This window comes from Streptomyces sp. AC558_RSS880 (assembly GCF_019049255.1).
Taxonomy (GTDB): Bacteria; Actinomycetota; Actinomycetes; order Streptomycetales; family Streptomycetaceae; genus Streptomyces.
This window is the reverse complement of sequence record NZ_JAGMUJ010000032.1, coordinates 1-17,580: the sequence shown is the minus strand read 5'-3', so window position 1 is coordinate 17,580 and position 17,580 is coordinate 1. Positions and strand designations below refer to the sequence as shown.

The 17,580-nt window shown below is 72.5% G+C and carries 13 protein-coding genes and 1 pseudogene; 4 read left to right on the top strand and 10 right to left on the bottom strand.

Going from position 1 to position 17,580, the window contains the following annotated elements:
* Positions 1–133 precede the first annotated feature (133 nt).
* The 3 genes from KUM38_RS15180 to KUM38_RS15170 form a co-directional block, all read right to left on the bottom strand.
* Positions 134–865 (bottom strand): Mut7-C ubiquitin/RNAse domain-containing protein, encoded by a 732-nt coding sequence (locus tag KUM38_RS15180; RefSeq protein WP_217129902.1) that lies wholly within the window; start codon positions 863–865, stop codon positions 134–136.
* A 33-nt stretch (positions 866–898) separates the two neighbouring features.
* On the bottom strand, positions 899–1,543 hold the full coding sequence (locus KUM38_RS15175) for a TetR/AcrR family transcriptional regulator (protein WP_217129901.1): 645 nt from the start codon (positions 1,541–1,543) through the stop codon (positions 899–901).
* A 163-nt stretch (positions 1,544–1,706) separates the two neighbouring features.
* Positions 1,707–2,420, bottom strand: coding sequence for a hemolysin III family protein (locus tag KUM38_RS15170; protein WP_217129900.1), 714 nt, complete (start codon positions 2,418–2,420; stop codon positions 1,707–1,709).
* A 327-nt stretch (positions 2,421–2,747) separates the two neighbouring features.
* On the opposite strand from KUM38_RS15170, the gene KUM38_RS15165 reads away from it, so the two are divergent.
* Positions 2,748–4,568, top strand: a complete 1,821-nt coding sequence (locus tag KUM38_RS15165; protein WP_217129899.1) for a phosphoenolpyruvate carboxykinase (GTP) — start codon at positions 2,748–2,750, stop codon at positions 4,566–4,568.
* Between the two features lie 228 nt (positions 4,569–4,796).
* On the opposite strand, the gene KUM38_RS15160 is transcribed toward KUM38_RS15165, so the two are convergent.
* From KUM38_RS15160 to KUM38_RS15130, 7 genes are all read right to left on the bottom strand, one after another.
* Complete coding sequence (locus tag KUM38_RS15160; protein ID WP_217129898.1) at positions 4,797–5,828, bottom strand: hypothetical protein; 1,032 nt, start codon at positions 5,826–5,828, stop codon at positions 4,797–4,799.
* A 125-nt stretch (positions 5,829–5,953) separates the two neighbouring features.
* Positions 5,954–6,583, bottom strand: a complete 630-nt coding sequence (locus tag KUM38_RS15155; protein ID WP_308408974.1) for a hypothetical protein — start codon at positions 6,581–6,583, stop codon at positions 5,954–5,956.
* Complete coding sequence (locus tag KUM38_RS15150; protein ID WP_217129897.1) at positions 6,570–8,108, bottom strand: VWA domain-containing protein; 1,539 nt, start codon at positions 8,106–8,108, stop codon at positions 6,570–6,572. The genes KUM38_RS15155 and KUM38_RS15150 overlap by 14 nt, the downstream gene beginning before the upstream one ends.
* The gene (locus KUM38_RS15145) at positions 8,105–9,283 is read right to left on the bottom strand and encodes a toxic anion resistance protein (protein WP_217129896.1); all 1,179 of its coding nucleotides are present in this window, start codon (positions 9,281–9,283) and stop codon (positions 8,105–8,107) included. Before KUM38_RS15145 ends, KUM38_RS15150 begins: the two co-directional genes overlap by 4 nt.
* Positions 9,284–9,299: 16 nt before the next feature.
* On the bottom strand, positions 9,300–10,376 hold the full coding sequence (locus tag KUM38_RS15140) for a substrate-binding domain-containing protein (RefSeq protein WP_308408973.1): 1,077 nt from the start codon (positions 10,374–10,376) through the stop codon (positions 9,300–9,302).
* 148 nt (positions 10,377–10,524) lie between these two features.
* Entirely contained in the window at positions 10,525–12,147 is a 1,623-nt protein-coding gene (locus KUM38_RS15135) for a VWA domain-containing protein (protein WP_217129895.1), read from the bottom strand.
* A gap of 9 nt (positions 12,148–12,156) precedes the next feature.
* Positions 12,157–13,353, bottom strand: coding sequence for an AAA family ATPase (locus tag KUM38_RS15130; protein WP_217129894.1), 1,197 nt, complete (start codon positions 13,351–13,353; stop codon positions 12,157–12,159).
* Between the two features lie 129 nt (positions 13,354–13,482).
* Here KUM38_RS15130 and KUM38_RS15125 point away from each other — a divergent pair, with 129 nt between their 5' ends.
* The 3 genes and pseudogenes from KUM38_RS15125 to KUM38_RS15115 all read left to right on the top strand — a co-directional run.
* Entirely contained in the window at positions 13,483–14,205 is a 723-nt protein-coding gene (locus tag KUM38_RS15125; protein WP_217129893.1) for an NUDIX hydrolase, read from the top strand.
* 159 nt (positions 14,206–14,364) lie between these two features.
* On the top strand, positions 14,365–15,846 hold the full coding sequence (locus tag KUM38_RS15120; RefSeq protein WP_217129892.1) for an FG-GAP-like repeat-containing protein: 1,482 nt from the start codon (positions 14,365–14,367) through the stop codon (positions 15,844–15,846).
* Between the two features lie 413 nt (positions 15,847–16,259).
* Positions 16,260–17,580: pseudogene (locus tag KUM38_RS15115) on the top strand (AAA family ATPase); the annotation flags it as partial.

The window sequence follows — 17,580 nt, the reverse complement described above, 5'->3', positions numbered from 1 at the left end:
CGGGCCGTGGTTCCCCGCGCCGGACCTGCGGTTCCTTGCGGCGGGCCGTGGTTCCCCGCGCCGGACCTGCGGTTCCTTGCGGCGGACCGTGGTTCCCCGCGCCGGGCCCGCGGTTCTCCGCGGCGTTACCGCGTCAGCCCCGCTCCGGCCGTGAGGCGACCGCCCGTTCCACGATCGCGACCAGTTGCTCGTGATGCGCGCCCTTCCAGTACGCGCGGCCGCACTCCGCGCACTGCGCGAACACGTCGTACGTGCGGTGCGTCCCGCCCCTCAACTGGTCGGCGACCTCGTCCTTGGTGACCTGTCGCAGCAGCCCGTTGCAGGCGGTGCACCGGCTCCACGGCCGCAGCTCGGGCCGGAACCGGTCCAGTACGTACGTGAGTTGCTCCTCGGGCCGGGTGCTGTACACGAACGCCCCCGCCCACAGCTCCCGCCGCCGCAGCAGCCCCCGGTCCCGGCTGAGCATCACCCGCTGCTCCGCCGCCGATCGCGCGGCCAGCGCCGGATCGCCGATGTCCGTCGACTCGTACGCCGTGTCCACGCCCAGCAGCCGCAGCCGGCGCGCCAGCGTGCCGAGGTGCACGTCGAGCAGGAAGCGCAGGGGAGCGCCCGGCACCCGCTGGGGGTGTTCGACGGCCCGCACCGTCACCGACTCGCCCGCGGTCGGCACGTGGCCGACCGGCACCTCGCTGCCGTCCACGAGCAGCGCGCCGACCTCGGTCAGCGGGACTCCGAGGGACTCGACGACGTGGCCGAGGCTGGAGACACCGTCGGTGGCGGCCTTCGTGGTGCCGGTGGGCCGCGCCCGGGGAACGAAGAGCAGCAGTTCGGGGTCGAAGGCGACGTGGATCTCGGGACCGTTCACCCGGTCAGGATGCCATGGCGCGGGGGCGCGGCCTCAGGTTTTCCCGGCGGCGGACAGACCGTTCTCGAGGACGTCCAGGGCGCGGTCGACCAGGTCGGCCAGGTCGTCGCGGTGGCCGTGCTCGGCCCAGTACTGGGAGGTTTCCATCAGGCCGCCGGTCAGCGACATCGACAGGACCCGGACCTCCAGGCCGTCGGGGTCGAGGCCGGTGCGTTCGGCGATGGCCCGGGCGAGCATGCGGCCGGTGGCCGACATGCTCTCCAGCATCCGCGAGCGCACCGCGGGGACCTCGGCCAGCAGTCGTGTCCGCAGCCGGATCACCTCGCGCTCCTCGCCGACCCCGAGCGCGATGGCCTTGCGCATGACGTGTCGCAGGGAGACCGCCCACGGCTCGTCGGCGGGCCGGGCCGAGAACTCCTCCGTGAGGACCGCGTCGTACTCGTCCGTGAGGACGATGTCCTCCTTGGTCGGGAAGTAGCGGAAGACGGTCGACGGCGACACCTCGGCGCGGTCGGCGATCTGCTCGATCGTCGTGGCGTCGTATCCCTGCTCCCGGATCAGCCCGTAGGCCGCGGTGCGGATCGCCTCGCGGGTTTTGATCTTCTTCCGTTCCCGCAGGCCCGGCTGCGGGCGGTCGGCGGGGGAGAGGGGGGAGCGTGCGGCCGTCATGCGGATCATTGTCGGACATCCGTCGGGGGCGGGGCCACGGTCGGTGCGGTGCCCGCTTCCGCCGCCGGCCGGCCGCCCGGTGGCGGGATCCCGGGCATACGGAAACGGCCCCGGCTCGTCGAGCCGGGGCCGTTCGGGGAGTGCGGTGGAGTCGGGGAGTCCGGGGAAACCGTCACGCGTGCTGGTAGGCCACCAGGGAGATGCCGACGTAGTGGGCGATGAAGGCGGCCAGGGTGAAGGTGTGGAAGACCTCGTGGAAGCCGAACCAGCGCGGTGACGGGTTGGGCTTCTTGAGGCCGTAGATCACCCCGCCGGCGCTGTAGAGCAGGCCGCCCACGACGACCAGGACGAGTACGGCGATGCCGCCGGTGCGCATGAAGTCCGGCAGGAAGAAGACGGCCGCCCAGCCCATCGCGATGTAGCAGGGCGTGTAGAGCCAGCGCGGCGCGCCGACCCAGAAGACCCGGAAGACGATCCCGGCGGCCGCCGCCGCCCAGATGCCCCACAGCAGCCACTGCCCCTTGGACTGCGGCAGCAGCAGGATGGTCAGCGGGGTGTAGGTGCCCGCGATGATCAGGAAGATGTTGGCGTGGTCGAGGCGGCGCAGCACCCCGTCCATGCGGGGGCTCCAGTCGCCCCGGTGGTAGAGCGCGCTCACGCCGAACAGCAGGCAGGCCGTGAGGGCGTACACCCCGCAGGCGAGGCGTCCGCGGGCCGAGTCCGCGAAGGCGGTGAGCGCCAGTCCGGCGACCAGGGCGGCGGGGAACATGCCGAGGTGCAGCCAGCCGCGGAGCTTGGGCTTGACCGGATGCGGCAGGGAGGTCGCGACCGGACCCCGGCCGTCGGCCGCCGGGTCCTCGGGCGCGTCGGGGACAAGCGCAGTCATGTCCGGCATCGTACCTACGGAACCGTAAGTTATGCGTCCGGCTGTCGAATCGGCCCGCGCGAAGTGGCCATCATCTCACGCCGTGCCGTCGACGCGTCACGCAAAGAAATCGTCACGTCTACCCAACGTGCGCGTAAAGCCCCAGGGAAAACCGTGGTCAGCGTCACGTTGCTCACCTGTGCGGCCCTCTGGACAGATGGGCGCTCTCGTCGGATGATCAAATGAGTGCGGTCGACACCGGATGAGCGCGCAGCGCACCACCGTGCAGCATCCGGGTCGCAGCCCCCACGGGGCCTCCCAAACAAAAACCCTCATTTAGGAGCAATCGTGGCGCGCGACATCGCGGCTCCCAGCGTCCCCACCACCCACCAGGGACTGATTTCCTGGGTCAACGAGATCGCAGACCTGACGCAGCCGGACCAGGTGGTCTGGTGCGACGGCTCGGAGGCTGAGTACGAACGCCTGTGCGAGGAGCTCGTCGCCAAGGGCACCTTCCGCACACTCGACCCGATCAAGCGCCCCAACTCCTACTACGCGGCCTCCGACCCCACCGACGTCGCCCGCGTCGAGGACCGGACCTTCATCTGCTCCGAGAAGGAGGAGGACGCCGGCCCGACCAACCACTGGAAGGCCCCCGCCGAGATGCGGGAGACCTTCCAGGGCGACGAGGGCGTCTTCCGCGGCTCGATGAAGGGCCGCACCATGTACGTCGTGCCCTTCTGCATGGGCCCCCTCGGCTCGCCGCTGTCCGCCATCGGCGTCGAGATCACCGACTCGGCGTACGTCGCCGTCTCCATGCGCACCATGACCCGGATGGGCCGCCCGGTCCTGGACGAGCTCGGCTCCGACGGCTTCTTCGTCAAGGCCGTGCACTCGGTCGGCGCCCCGCTGGAGCCCGGCCAGGAGGACGTCCCCTGGCCCTGCAACCGGACCAAGTACATCTCCCACTTCCCCGAGGACCGCGAGATCTGGTCCTACGGCTCCGGCTACGGCGGCAACGCCCTGCTCGGCAAGAAGTGCTACGCCCTGCGCATCGCCTCCGTCATGGCCCGCGACGAGGGCTGGCTGGCCGAGCACATGCTCATCCTGAAGCTCACGCCGCCGCAGGGTGAGTCCAAGTACGTCGCCGCGGCCTTCCCGTCCGCCTGCGGCAAGACCAACCTCGCCATGCTGGAGCCCACGATCTCCGGCTGGACGGTCGAGACGATCGGCGACGACATCGCCTGGATGCGCTTCGGCGAGGACGGCCGCCTGTACGCCATCAACCCCGAGGCCGGCTTCTTCGGCGTCGCCCCCGGCACCGGCGAGCACACCAACGCCAACGCGATGAAGACCCTCTGGGGCAACTCCGTCTTCACCAACGTCGCCCTCACCGACGACAACGACGTGTGGTGGGAGGGCATGACCGAGGAGACCCCGGCCCACCTCACCGACTGGAAGGGCAACGACTGGACCCCCGAGTCCGGCACGCCCGCCGCCCACCCCAACGCCCGCTTCACCACCCCCGCCGCGCAGTGCCCGATCATCGCGCCCGAGTGGGAGGACCCCAAGGGCGTGCCGATCTCCGCGATCCTCTTCGGCGGGCGCCGCGCCAGCGCCGTACCGCTGGTGACGGAGTCCTTCGACTGGAACCACGGCGTCTTCCTCGGCGCCAACGTGGCCTCCGAGAAGACCGCCGCCGCCGAGGGCAAGGTCGGCGAGCTGCGCCGCGACCCGTTCGCCATGCTGCCGTTCTGCGGCTACAACATGGGCGACTACATGGCGCACTGGATCGACGTGGCCAAGGACAAGGACCAGTCCAAGCTGCCGAGGATCTACTACGTCAACTGGTTCCGCAAGGACGACGGGGGCCGGTTCGTCTGGCCCGGCTTCGGTGAGAACTCCCGCGTCCTGAAGTGGATCGTGGAGCGCCTGGAGGGCAAGGCGGAGGGCGTCGAGACCCCGATCGGCGTGCTGCCGGCCAAGGGCGCGCTGGACACCGACGGCCTGGACCTCTCCGAGGCCGACCTGGACTTCCTGCTCACCGTCGACAAGGACGTGTGGCGCGAGGAGGCCGCCCTGGTCCCCGAGCACCTCAACACCTTCGGCGACCACACGCCCAAGGAACTGTGGGACCAGTACCACGCGCTGGTGAAGCGCCTGGGCTGACGCCCGCACAGACCCCGCGGCCGGTCGGGATGGGGATGCCCTGACCAGCGATCGTCACGCCACGACCGGCCGCGGAACACACCGGCGGGGCCCCGCACAACGGCGTGCGGGGTTCGGGCCTGCCGCCACGCGCCGTCCCCGTCCGCCCCGACGGGCACGGCGGCGGCAGGCCCGAACCCGCCTTCCGGCGACGGCGGCAGCGGCGGCGCGACGCGGAAACCCGGGCCGTCACCGGTCCCGGCCACCGCCGGTACCCGGGCCTTCCACCAGGTTCCACGCGACGGCGCCGACGTCGGGTTCCGCGGCGGAGAACTCGTACGTCACCTCGCCGCGCGGCCGCTTGACGGCCACCAGCTCGTTGCTCGTGTTGCAGGGCAGCCGGTGCGTGGTGGTCGCCCCGTCGACGGTGAGCCGCACCGTGAACTCCTTGCCGCGCCCGGAGCAGGAGACCGACAGGAAGTAGTCGGTCCCGGCGTCGAGCGCGGAGGCGCCGCCGCGGATCCGTCCGGGGAGGTCGCCCGCGCCCTCGTCCGCGGGGTCGTCCGGCTCGCGGTCCACGTTCACGTCCGTGGGGAGGCGGTTCAGCGCCGTCCGCCGGTAGAGGTTCAGCGGTGAGGTGCCCTCCAGCAGCCGCCGGACGTCGTCCAGGGTCCTGGGGCTGTACGTCTCGCCGACGGCGAACCGGGCGACCGAGTCCTTGGGCATGCCCCGCAGGGAGCGGTAGTACGCGTCGCGGCCGACGGCGCGGCCCTCCAGCTCTCCCCGGCCGAAGGTCCCGGCGTCGTAGGGCAGAACCGCGTCGTCACCGATCAGTTCCACGCCCTTCGCCGGCCGGGTGAGCCCGACGACGTACGTGTGGCCGGGCTCGAGGCGCGGCGCTCCCTCGCGTGCGGCCTCCTCCCGGCCGCCCCAGAGGGTGGAGTACCAGCCGTGCGCCCGCAGGGTGATCTGCTCGGGCAGCCGGGTCGCCCCCGGCCTCGACCAGACGACCTCGGTCACGGTCGCCGTGACCGTCCGCGGAACGTAGTCACCGTCCTTCGGATCCGGGTCGTCCGCCGTCTCCCGCGTCACGCGGATCACGGCGGCGTGGTCACCGTGGGCGACCCACTCCTCCGCGGCGGCCGAGCCGCGGAGCGGGTCCCACGAGTCCCGGGACAGCACCCGGCGGCCGTCGTCGCCCGCGACCGCCACCGCGGAGCCGCCGGCCGCCAGCAGGGCCACCCCGGCGGCGATCCCGATCCTCAGCCGTCTCCTCGCCACCACTGCGCTCCCGCCTCGTGCCCTGGGTCCCGTCGGTCATCAAGGAGTGACGGTTCGGACGACTGTTCGGTTGCGTGGGTGTGCGGGCGTGCGGGTCTACGGATGCCCGGGTGTCCGGCCGGACGTCACGACCTGCCGAGTCCGCCCTCCCCGGCCGGCCCCCGGTCCTCCAGGTACCGCGTGTGCGACTCCTGCCGCCGCGCCTCCGTCTCCCGCAGGCCCTGCGCCAGCCGCTCCGCCTCCGCGTGCAGCAGCTCCAGCTGACGCACCAGGTGCTGCTCCGGAGGCATCTGCCCGGGCGTCAGCCGCGTCCACCAGCGGGTGCGGACGTAGGCGTCGACGGCTTCCGGCACGTCCTGCCGCACGGCTCGCGACAGCGTGTGGACGGCCTCCGGGTCCTGGGCGATGATCTCGGTCACCCACCCGGGATCCAGCAGCGCGGCCAACAGCTCCGTCAGTTCGGTGAGCCGGTCCCGCGCGGTGGGCGGCAGATCGACGTCCGCGAGGTAGTCCCGCAGCCGTTCGAAGTCCGCCCGCACCTCGTCCAGCTGCGCGGACGGGTCGGGGAACTCGGGCGGCGCGGGCCGCTCGGGCGGGGCGATCAGCGCTCCGGCCCCGTACAGCCCCACCACCACGACCGGCCAGTACGGACCCGCCACGCCCGTGAACGTCAGCACCAGCCCCGCCAGCCCGCCCGCGCCCCCGGCCAGGTTCTTGCGGGACTCGAGATACGCCATCGCCCTACTGGTAGCCACGGATCTCCTCGAACGCCCCGTCGAGCGAGCCCTGCCCGTCGAACAGCCGGCCGCCGGTCAGCTCGGCGATGTGCTCCAGCTCCGCGCGGTCGGAGTCGCCGAACAGGATGGGGAAGACGGGGGTGTTCCGGTGGTCGCCGGACAGCCCCCGGTAGAAGGAGTCGAAGTCGCCCGCCTCGGCGCCGGCCGTGTTCTCGCCGTCCGTCATCAGCACGATCGAGGTGAACGTGTCCTCACCGGTGCCGAGGTGGTCGTAGGCCTTCTCCAGGGACGTGTAGATCGCCGTCTCGCCCTCGGCCCGCAGTGCCGCGGTGTCCCGGCGGATCGCCTCCAGCCCCTGCTCCGGGTCGTCGGGCTCGACGACGTGGGTGCGCACGCTCTTCACCGCCGATCCGAACGGCATCAGGGTGACCTCCTCCCGGTCGCGGAAGTCCCCGGTGAGCCGGGTCAGCGCCTGCTTCAGCCGGCTGAGGCGCTCGCCCTCCATCGAGCCGGAGGTGTCGAGGACGTACACGGTCCGCGAGGGGCGGCGCAGCTCGTTCTCGTAGGCGTCGAGCAGGCCGTCGGCGACGGAGAGGTCGCCGGGGAAGGGCAGTTCGCGCCGCCTGCTCGTGTCGAGGCCGGCCGCCGGCGGCACGGAGGCGACGACCGGCCGGCGGAACGTACGGTTGGTGATCAGCCGCTGCACACCGTCCGTGCGCAGCGCCTCGGCCACCCGGCGCACGTCGTCGCGGGTCTCCTTGTCCGTGGCGGCGAGCGACGACAGCGGGTAGTCGGCGGTGACGACACCGTCCTTCGGGCGGATCACCGTCAGGTTCTTGAACCCCTTCAGGACGGACTCGTAGTTGAGGAGCGCGTCGACGTCGCCGCGGCGGGCGTAGGCGCCGGCCAGCCAGCCCGACGAGCCCGAGGTCAGCTTCTGCCCCCGGAAGAACTCCTTCAGCCGCGGGCGCGCCTTCGTCACGTCGGCGTCGGTGAGCGCGGACTGGGCTCCGGAGAGCGCCGAGGCGACCGAGACCAGCGTGGCGAAACCGGAGTGGGAACGGGCCGGGTCGGTCATGCCGTAGGTGAGCTCCCCCTCCCGCACGGCCCGGTCGATCTGGGACCAGGTGACGTCCTCCGGCTTCCAGCCCAGCCGCCGCACGGTGGCCGGCTTGACGCCGATGGCGACCGGGCTGGACATCACGGGTGTCTCCGAGACGACCTTCTCCGCCGCCTCCGGGCGCAGCCGCAGGTAGTCGTTGGAGGACAGCCACACCGCGTCGTACCGTCCGTCCGTCTTCCCCGCGGCCAGCATGTCCACGGCGTCGAGGGTGCCGATCCAGGTCGGCCGGACGGTGACGCCCGTGTCCTTCTCGACCTGCTCCAGCACCTCCGTCATGTCGCCGAGCTCGCTGGAGGCCAGGACCCGCAGGGTGCCCGGCTCGGCGGCGTGCGGGTCCTTCTCCTCCTCCGGTGCGGCGGTGCACGCGCTCAGCAGGGCCGCGCCGGCGACGAGCAGCGCGGCCAGGGACCGTCGTCTCATCCGAGCCCCCCTTCCAGCGCGCCCTGCGACCGGCTGCGCTCCAAGTAGGTACTGGCGTGCCGGAGTTCGGAGGTCAGGTTCTCCACCGTCACCGCCATCGCCTCGGTCGCCTGCACCTTGTAGGTGTCGATGGCGTCGAGGGTGCGGTAGATCTGCTGGAACGCGGTCCGCAGGGTCTCCGCCCCGACCGCCGGGTCGGCGGCGATGCGCTGGATCTCCCCGCTCTGCGTCGCCAGCATCTCCGCGTTGCCCCGGATCAGCTCCTCGGTGGTGCCGCGCAGGGCGTTGACCTGCTCGACCACCTTCTTCTGGTGGTCCAGCGCGGACGCCAGCATCACGGAGATCCGCAGCGCGGACACCGTGGTGGTGGCCGCCCGGTCCACGCCCTTGATCAGCTCGTCGTTGTTGCGGCGTACGACGTCCATGGCGAGGTAGCCCTGCGCGCACACCGCGAGCTGGGTGAGCAGGTCCTGGTGCTTCTGCCGGACGGGGAAGAGGACGTCGGCCCGGAGCGAGTCGGCCTGCGCGGGGTCGGCCGCCTCGACACCGGCGATGTGCCGCTCGACGGCCGTGTCCAGGGCCTCCGTCAGGACGACGTACTCCTGGAGCTTGCCCATGGTCTCCCACAGCCGGACCCGCTCGGTCTGCAACGCCGCGTTGTCGCGGCGCAGTTCGTCCTGCCCGCCCCGCAGGGAGCCCACGATCTGGTTCAGGGTGCCCTGCGCGGAGGCGTACTTGGCGACGTGGTCGCGCAGCTTGTTGCCGCCCGGCAGCCGGGAGAGGAACTTGCGGCCCTTGCCCGCGGGCAGGTCCCGCGGGTCCAGGTCCTCGACCACGCGCCGCAGTTCGACCAGCGACCCGGCGACCTTGGACTGGGCGTCCCCGCCCTTGTCGGGCAGGCTGCGGACCGTGCGCTCCAGCATGCGGTTGGACTGCGCGGTGGCGGCGCGCATCTCGCCGCCGCCCAGCGCGGTGATCTCGCCGACCTTGCCGGCGAACTCGGGCGAGCGGGCGTCGAGGGCGGCCAGCCCCTCGACGTACGCGGCGGCCTTGGCCGCCATGTCGGCGCGCACGGAGTCGTCGACGGGCACGAGCCCGCCGGCCTTCTCCCGCGGCACGGGCGTGACGGCCTCGGGTGGCGTGAGGACGAAGTCGCCGTCTGCGCTGCTGCTCATCGGTTGCTGTTCCCCCTTATCCGCGCGCCCGTCGCGCCAGTTCGCGCAGCACCGCGGAGGTGGGCACGGGCGCCTGGCGGACGCCGGTCAGTCGTTGCTTGAGGTAGGCGGTGCGGCCCACGGCGGCGGCCGCGAACTCGGCCACGTCGCCCTGCGGGCGGAAGCCGTGCCGGACGGCCAGCTTGCGCAAGGCCGGGTCGTCGCCCAGGAGTTCGGCCAGTTTCCGGCCGTTCCCGGTGAGCGGGACGACGGTGTGGTCGCTGTTGACCGTGGTGTCCGGGTAGAGGACGACGAGGTCGTCCGCGTTCTGCTGCTCGTCGAGGAGCGCGGCCACCTGGGACTCGTAGACGAGGACGAGCGGGTTGCCGGCGCCGCTGACGAAGTCCCGGAACGCCGCGTCCGTGCCGGTCTGCTGGGCGCCCTGGACGCTGACCAGCTTGCGCAGCAGGGGAGCGGTGCGCTCGACGTCGGCGTCGCTCGCGACCACCTTGCCGCCGCCTGCGACGTAGGAGGCGGCGGCGAGGTACAGCGCGCCGGAGTTGGAGCTCTCCGGGTCGGTGCTGGAGATGTAGAGGGTGCCGGTCAGCTCCCCGTACTTCCCGGCCCCCTTGAGCTGCTGCCAGGTGCGGTCGCGCTCGGCCGCGTCGAGGTAGGCCTCCATCTTCAGCGTGCCCGGGTTCTCCTCGTCGAGCTCGGCCAGCCCGTTCGCGGCCAGCACCTCGGCGGCCCCGCGGCGGGACACGACGACGAGGGGCGAGTAGAACGGGCGCGGGAGCATCCCCCGGACCTCGTACTTCTCGGCCAGCTCGGCGGCGGGCGCCCGGCTGGACGGGAAGGCGAGGTCGTACCCCTCGAGGTCCAGCCCTTCCATGGCCCAGGACCCGGCGGTCTCGGCCTCGACGGTGTAGCCCTTGGCGGCGAGGGCCTTCACCACGTCCGGATCGGCGAAGAACTCCGCCTTCTCCGATCCGATCACCATGCGCACGGTCTTCGTTGCCGTGCCCGACTCCTCGTTGTCCCGGCCCGCGACGACGGCGGCCACCACGCCACCGATCAGCAGCACCGCGAGGGCGATTCCCATAATTCGTCTCACGCCCGGAGCATCCCTGCGGAACCCAACGTTCCCCGGCGGCCCCGGTGAACGGCCGGTGTCCGGGCGATACCGGTACGCAACGGGAACCAGCCACTCCGTAACCGGTTCCGCACGTCCCGGCAGCCGGTGCCGGCGCGGGCGCGCCAGGTCAGATGACGCGGAACAGGTCGGCGGCCGTGTGGACGTCCGTCAGGTCCTCGACGGTGCGGAGGTTGTCGCACAGGGACTCCAGGACCGACCCGGACCCGGTGGCGGTGTCCGGGGTGGCGACGGCCACGCCGAAGAGGCGGAAGCCCAGGCGGTGCTTGGCGTCGTTCCAGCCGCGCACCCACTTCTCCGTCACCTCGCAGGCGTCGTCGGTGATCAGCACGATGTCGCCGCGTCCACGGGCCGTGTCGTCGAACTCCTCCTCCAGCACGTCCACGGCCGTGCCCAGCGGACGCTGGAAGTCCGTGCCGCCGCCGAGGAAGGTCTCCGCGAAGTCGAGGACGTCGGCGACCCCGGCGGGTCGGTCGCCCGGGAAACGGTGGACCCGGATCTTGTCGGCGGCGGAGAACAGGATGCCGACGAAGTCACGTCCGGCGTGGCGGGCCTGGTCGAGCAGGGCCAGGGCGCACGCCTTGGACCACGCCTCCCGGGTGATGCCGCCGGGCCCCTCCGCGTACATGGAGTGCGAGGTGTCCACGCACGCGATGACGGCGCCCCGCCCGGTGGTCTGCTCGCCCCGGGTGTCGTACAGCATCAGCTCCCCGGCGGCGTACCGCGCGGCGAACACCGCACGCAGCTCCGGCACGCCGAGGACCGCCAGCTCGGAGGGGACGACCCGGGAGAGGTCGTCGCCGAGGGTGACGCCGACCAGTTCACCCGTGGCGTTCTCCACCTTGCGGGCGCGCTCACCACCGGCCATCTGCCGGAAACGGCCGATCAGTTCGGCCCACCGCGCGAGCCGCCCGGTGCGCAGCCGCTCGGCGAGCCGGGCACGCTCGTCGAACGGCATCCGCTCCAGCTCACCGGCGCCGACACCCCACGCACGCATCAGCGCCGCCTCCTGCCGGACGGCCTCGGCCGCCGTCGCCGCCGCGTCCCGGGCGGCGGCACGGATGCCGGGAAGCGCCACCGCGAGCGCCTGCGCGGCGGCACGGGCCTCCTGCCGGGCAGCGGCCTCGGCGGCTTCGGCGGCCTCGATCGCCCGGTGTACGGCATCGGCGGCCGGGGCGGGAACAGCGCCGTCCTCGTCGGTCTCCTCGGCGGCCTGCCGGAGCGCCTCGCTCACGGCGTTCGCGGCGGTCACGGCGTCCCGCCGGGCCCGGTCCGCCTGCCCGGCCCGGTCCCGGGCGTCCCGGGAGCGCTCCAGGAGCCCGCGCAGCGCGGCGGCCTGGGCGAGTACGGCCATGGCGGCGGCGTAGGAGTCGCCTGCCGTCTCCCGGTGCAGTTCGGCGAACTCCGGTGAGTGCAGCAGGGAGGCGACGACCTGGTGGTTGACCAGGTGGGAAGGGGCCATCTCCGTACGGTCGCGCAGTCGCGGGGCTGTCTGGCAGGCGGCGAGGAAGACGTCCGTGAGGAGGTCGGTGGTGTGGTCGTGGCGGGAACGCAGCTCCGCCGCCAGCTCGCGCAGTCCCGCCGACTGCTCGTACACGTCCCGCCACGCGACCCGGTCGAACGGGCCCGCGACCACGGCCGCCGTGTGCCGTTCGGCAGCGGCGGCGGACAGGGCCAGCCACTTCCCGGAGCGGCCCGCCAGCTCGTCGAGTCCGCTGTGCGTGTCACCCATCGTGCCGCCTCAGAGCTGGGCCTGCACCATGCTCGCGTCCATACCGAGGGCCTCGGTGAGGACGCGGGCGCGGACGGCGCGCTGACGGCCGGTGACCCGGTCGATGGTGGCGGTGGAACGCCCGGCGTTCGCCGCCTCCTCCCGCAGTCTCTCCAGGCGCTTGCCCGCCATGGCGAGCTTGTTGTGGGCGTTCTTGATGACCCACTCGCTCAGCGCCTCCCGGGACTGCCCGGCCATCGCGTCGAGCTGCGCCTCCAACTCCTCGATGCCGTCCGCCAGGTCGAGCGCCTCCTTCGCGTCCGGGTTGACCAGGTGCAGCACCTCCCGCTCCACGACCGGACGTTGGGCGGGGGAGTCCCACAGCACATGCGTCAGCACCGACAGATCGGTCTCCGCCACCGCCGTACGCCCGTCGAGGTACGCGGACGCCTGGAGCAGCCCCACCGCCTGCCGCCACCGCCGGTCGGAGGCGACGAGTTCCTTGCGGCGCAGGGCGGCCCGCAGCGTCACCACCGCGTCCACGATCACGTCCGGCACGTCCACGGCCGGGACGGCCTCCGTCACGGCGTGCCGCAACGCGGCCAGCTCGACGGTGGTCGGCGGCGCAGGTGCCGCCGGGCGGCCGACGGCGGAACGCACCAGCGCGGCGAAGTTCGAGGGGTCCTCCAGATACCCGACCTCGATCCGCACCAGCAGCCGGTCGTAGATCGCGGCGGAGTCCTCCCCGCTGGGGAGTTCGTTGCTCGCGGTGATGGCCCCGATCAGGGGGCAGCGGATCGGGGCGCCCCCGTTCTCGGGGTGGTAGATCCGCTCGTTGAGGTAGCCCAGCGTCTCGTTGAGCGCGGCCGTCGAACACTTGAAGATCTCGTCGATGAACGCGACGTGCGCGGTCGTGGCGCGCCCGTCGTACACCTGCCGGTACTCGCCCCGCGCCAGCGCGGCGACGTCGATCGGCCCGAACATCCGCGTCGGCGCGGTGAACTTCGAGAGCAGGATCTCCCAGTAGGCCGCCCCCTCGACCCGGCCCGTGAGCTCCCGCGCCAGCTCCGACTTCGCCGTACCCGGCGGGCCGAGCACCAGCGAGTGCCGCCCGGCCAGCAACGTCACCACCAGCGTCCGTACGACGTCCGCCCGCTCGTAGAACCGGTCCGACAACTCGTCGCAGATCGCGCGCAGCCGCCGGGCCGTGTCCCGCGCGTCGTCCATGTTCCGCTCCTCACCTGTACCGCCCTGCGGGCTGCCGAGACGGCCGTTCCCCCGAAGTTACGCCAGGCATCGGCCGCACCATGCGTCGCCTACGACGACGCCCTCCCCGGCCACGGATACGGTCCCGGCATGGATCTTTTCGCCGCCGACCGGCTGCGGCTGGTCGAAGCCCCGCCGCCCCGGCTGTCCCCGCGGGACCGGCGTGCCATGGACGACGCCTGGGACGCCGCGGTCCGGGCCAACCCGGCCCTGTTCGACGGGCCGGTGGCCGGGTGCACGGGCCTGGAACACGACGCACGCCACGGCCTCGTCCTGACCTGGGTCCGGGCGACGTACCGGTACTACGTCCCGCGCAAGGTGCCCGGCGCGACCGTACGGCTGCCGTCCCTGTTCGTGTCGGTCGCGCAGCCGGCGGACGACGGACGGCTGCTGATCGGCCGGATGGCGTCCTGGACGACCTCCCCCGGCCGCTGGCAGCTCCCGGGCGGCTCGGTCGAGCCCCCACCGGACGGCGTACCCCTCGACCTGACCGCCCTGCGCCGCCACGCGGCCCGGGAGCTGGCCGAGGAGACCGGCGTCGACACCCCGGCCGACGACCTCACCCCCTGGCAGGTCACCCGGGGCGCGAAGGGCAGCGTCGGCGTCCTGTTCCAGGCCCCGCCCCGCCCGGCGGCCTGGCTGCACGAACGCCACACGGCCCTCACGGCGGCCGAGCGCGCCCTCGGCCGCGTCCCCGAACTCGACCGGCTCGCCCTCGTCCGCTCCCCGACCGACCTGGCGGACCTCACCGGCCCGCACGTGTCCTACCTGGCACCGGTCCTCCGCCGCCACCACGGGATTCCCCACCGCTGACCACCCGGGCGCGTCAGATGTGAACCGCGGGTGAAGGAGACGAGGTTGTTTGCCGGGCATCCATGGCCCCCGCCCCACCGGGCACAACCCCCGCCACACCGTGACCGTCATGCATGCGGCCCCCCACGCCTCACGTCTGTCCTTGAGACTGGAGCAATCTTGCGCACACGCACCCCGGCGGTCGCCCTGGCCGTCGCCACGGCAGCCGCGGGCCTGTCCCTGACCTTCGCCCCCACGGCGAGCGCGGCCACCTCCGCGCCCGACGACTTCAACGGCGACGGCGTCGCCGACCTCGTCGTGGCCACCCCCCACGCTCCCGTCGACGGCCGGACCGACGCCGGCTCGGTCACCGTCCTGTACGGATCCGCCGACGGCGTCTCGCCCGCCCGCTCGACGACCCTCACCCAGAACTCCGCGGGTGTCCCCGGCGACGCCGGCTCGTACCACCTGTTCGGCGCCACGCACGCCGGCGGCGACCTGGACGCCGACGGTTACACCGACCTCGTCGTCGGCGTGCCGGGCGAAGCGGTGCGGTACAGCAGCACCTACGGCACGCTCACCGTGCTGTGGGGCGGCCCGGACGGCCTGACCGGCGAGAGCATGTCGATGGTCAGCCCGTACGCCACCAACGAGTGGTCCGCCGAGAAGGACTACGGCAAGAAGGTCGTCGTCGCCGACCTGGACGGCGACGGCGTCCCGCAGATCGCCACGCTCAGCCGCACCAACCTGTGGGCGTACGACGACCTGGTGGGCCGCACGGCGCCCACCGATGTGGCGCGCTTCTACAACTACAACGCCTACATACAGCCGCGCACCCTCACCGCCGGCGACTTCACCGGCGCCGGACGCGCCCAGCTCGTCGTCACCGGGCCGGAGAACTGCGGCGGGACGACGGGCGGCTGCCAGCACACCGGCGTCTACACGTGGAGCGACAGCGGGCTGGAGGCGGCCTCCGTGCCGGCCCCGGGCACCGACGCCTCCGGTACGGGCGAGGCGCCCACCGTCTCCGTCGCGGCCGGGGACGTCGACGGCGACGGCCACGCCGACCTCGTCACCGGCCACGTTCCCGCGTCGGCGACGACCACCGGCGAGTACACGGACGCCGCCGGCCTCCTCCACGTCCGCTACGGCAGCGCGGACGGCCTCGGCGCCCACCGCACCGCCACGCTCGACGCCCCGGGCGGTGGCCGGTCCGGCGACAACTTCGGCGCGTCCGTCGCGGTCGGCGACGTCACGGGCGACGGTTACGCGGACGTGGCGGTCGGGGCGCCGGGCGCGACGGTCCGAGGCGTGTCGGGGGCCGGCGCGACGGTCCTGCTCCGGGGCACGGCCACCGGTCTGACCGGCACCGGCGCCCAGGTGTTCCACCAGGCCGCCGACGGTGTGCCCGGCACCGCGGAGGCGGACGACTGGTTCGGCTCCGCCGTGGACATCGCCGACCTCGACGGCGACGGCGCGGCGGACCTCACGATCGCGGCGAAGGGCGAGGACGTCTTCGCCGGATCGGTGCGCGACGGCGCCGACTGGGTGCTGCGCGGTTCGGCGACCGGCCTGACGACGACCGGCGCGACCTCGTTCAGTGCGCAGGACTTCGGCCTCACCCACCCGAACGCCGAGTTCGGCTCGGTGCTGGGCGGCTGATTCCCCGCGACGCGGCAGGAGGGACGACCACCGCGGGCCCACGGCCCGCGGTGGTCACGCGACAACACCCTCCGGCCATGTCCACGGCCTTGCTCGGGTGCGAGTGGTCGGGGGCCGGGGTACGGGAAATCCCGTTGAGAGCGATCACGGTCCGGTCGCCTGGCCGAATCTCCCCCTTTTCCCGAGCGTGGCAAAACATCGCCGGCTTCCAAGGACGGGCTCGCCATAAGGCAGGCGGGCAGCGGAAACGCAACCAGAGGCATACGGAACGGCGGAATGCAAGACACGCCATACGACCGGTCTTCATGAATTCCATCGCAAGGCCATGGCTTACCAAGTAAGTCAAGACTTATCTTCAGGGGACTTTGACCATATGGTGTGGCTCGAATCGAAGGAGCCCCCTGTTGTCGAAGATGAATGATCCCGCTGTGCGTGCGGTTGCGTCGGAGCAGGATTATGTGTCCTCGTTATACGAGTTGCTCACCGAGCGGCTTTCCGAGGCGCGGGTGCACCGGGCGAATGTGCTGAAGGCCCCGGCGGAAAGCGCCGGTGAGGCATACGAGAGGGAAATCGCCGCCGAGCGTCTGTCCAAGGAAATCGGCCGGCTGGAGGGCGCAGAAAAGGGGCTGGTTTTCGGGCGCATCGACTGGACGGACGGCACGGCCCTGCGCATCGGGCGGATCGGACTGCACAGGGAGGAGGACGACCTGCCTCTGCTCGTGGACTGGCGCGCGAACGCGGCGCGGCCCTTCTACGAGGCGACGCCGGTCCACCCGATGGACCTGCGGCGGCGCCGGCACCTGCGCCTCGAGGAGCGCACGGTGATCTCGGTGAGCGACGAACTGCTGGACGGGACCGCCCCGACCGGCGAGGACGTCGTGGGGGACGGCCCGTTGACCGAGGCCCTGTCGGCACGGCGTACGGGCAGGATGCACGCGGCCGTCGCGACGCTGCAGGCCGAGCAGGACGAGATCGTCCGCTCCGCCCACCGCGGGGTGACCGTGGTGCAGGGCGGGCCCGGCACCGGCAAGACGGTCGTCGCGCTGCACCGGGCGGCCTATGTCCTGTACGCGTTCCCGCGCGCCGCGGAGGAGGGTGTCCTGGTGGTGGGCCCGAACGCCCGGTTCCTCGACTACATCTCCCAGGTCCTTCCCTCGCTCGGAGAGAACGACGTCGTTCTGGCGACCTGCCGGGAACTGGCCGGGGTGTCCCCGGACGCGGTGGACCCGTTCGACACGGCGCGTCTCAAGGGAAGGTCCGACCTCGCCGACGCCTTGGCCGGCCTGCTGCGCGTCCACCAAGCCCCCGTCGGTGACTTCACCGTGCGGATCGGACAGGAACCGGTTCACCTTCCCGGCGAGGAAGTCGCCGCGGCACGCGATGCCGCCTTGGCGGCCGTGTCGGGGCACAACCCCGCGCGCCAGGTGTTCAAAGAGCTCCTGGTCGACGCCGTCACCGACGCGATGCAGCGAGACATGGGCGACCTTCTGGAGCAGATCGACGCCGATGCCGAAAGGATGACGGGCCTGAACCTCGACCGGTTCACGGGAGTCGCCCAGCGCCGTGCCGCAGGTGCGGCCGACTCAGGTCCGGTCCACGAGCTGGACCTGGACGCCGTCCGAGCCGATCTGCTCGACGACGCCGGCGTCGACCGAGCGGTCGAGGCGTTGTGGCCGCGGCTGGTACCCGGTGACCTCGTGAAGATGCTCCTGACGGACGCCGGCGCTCTCGCCG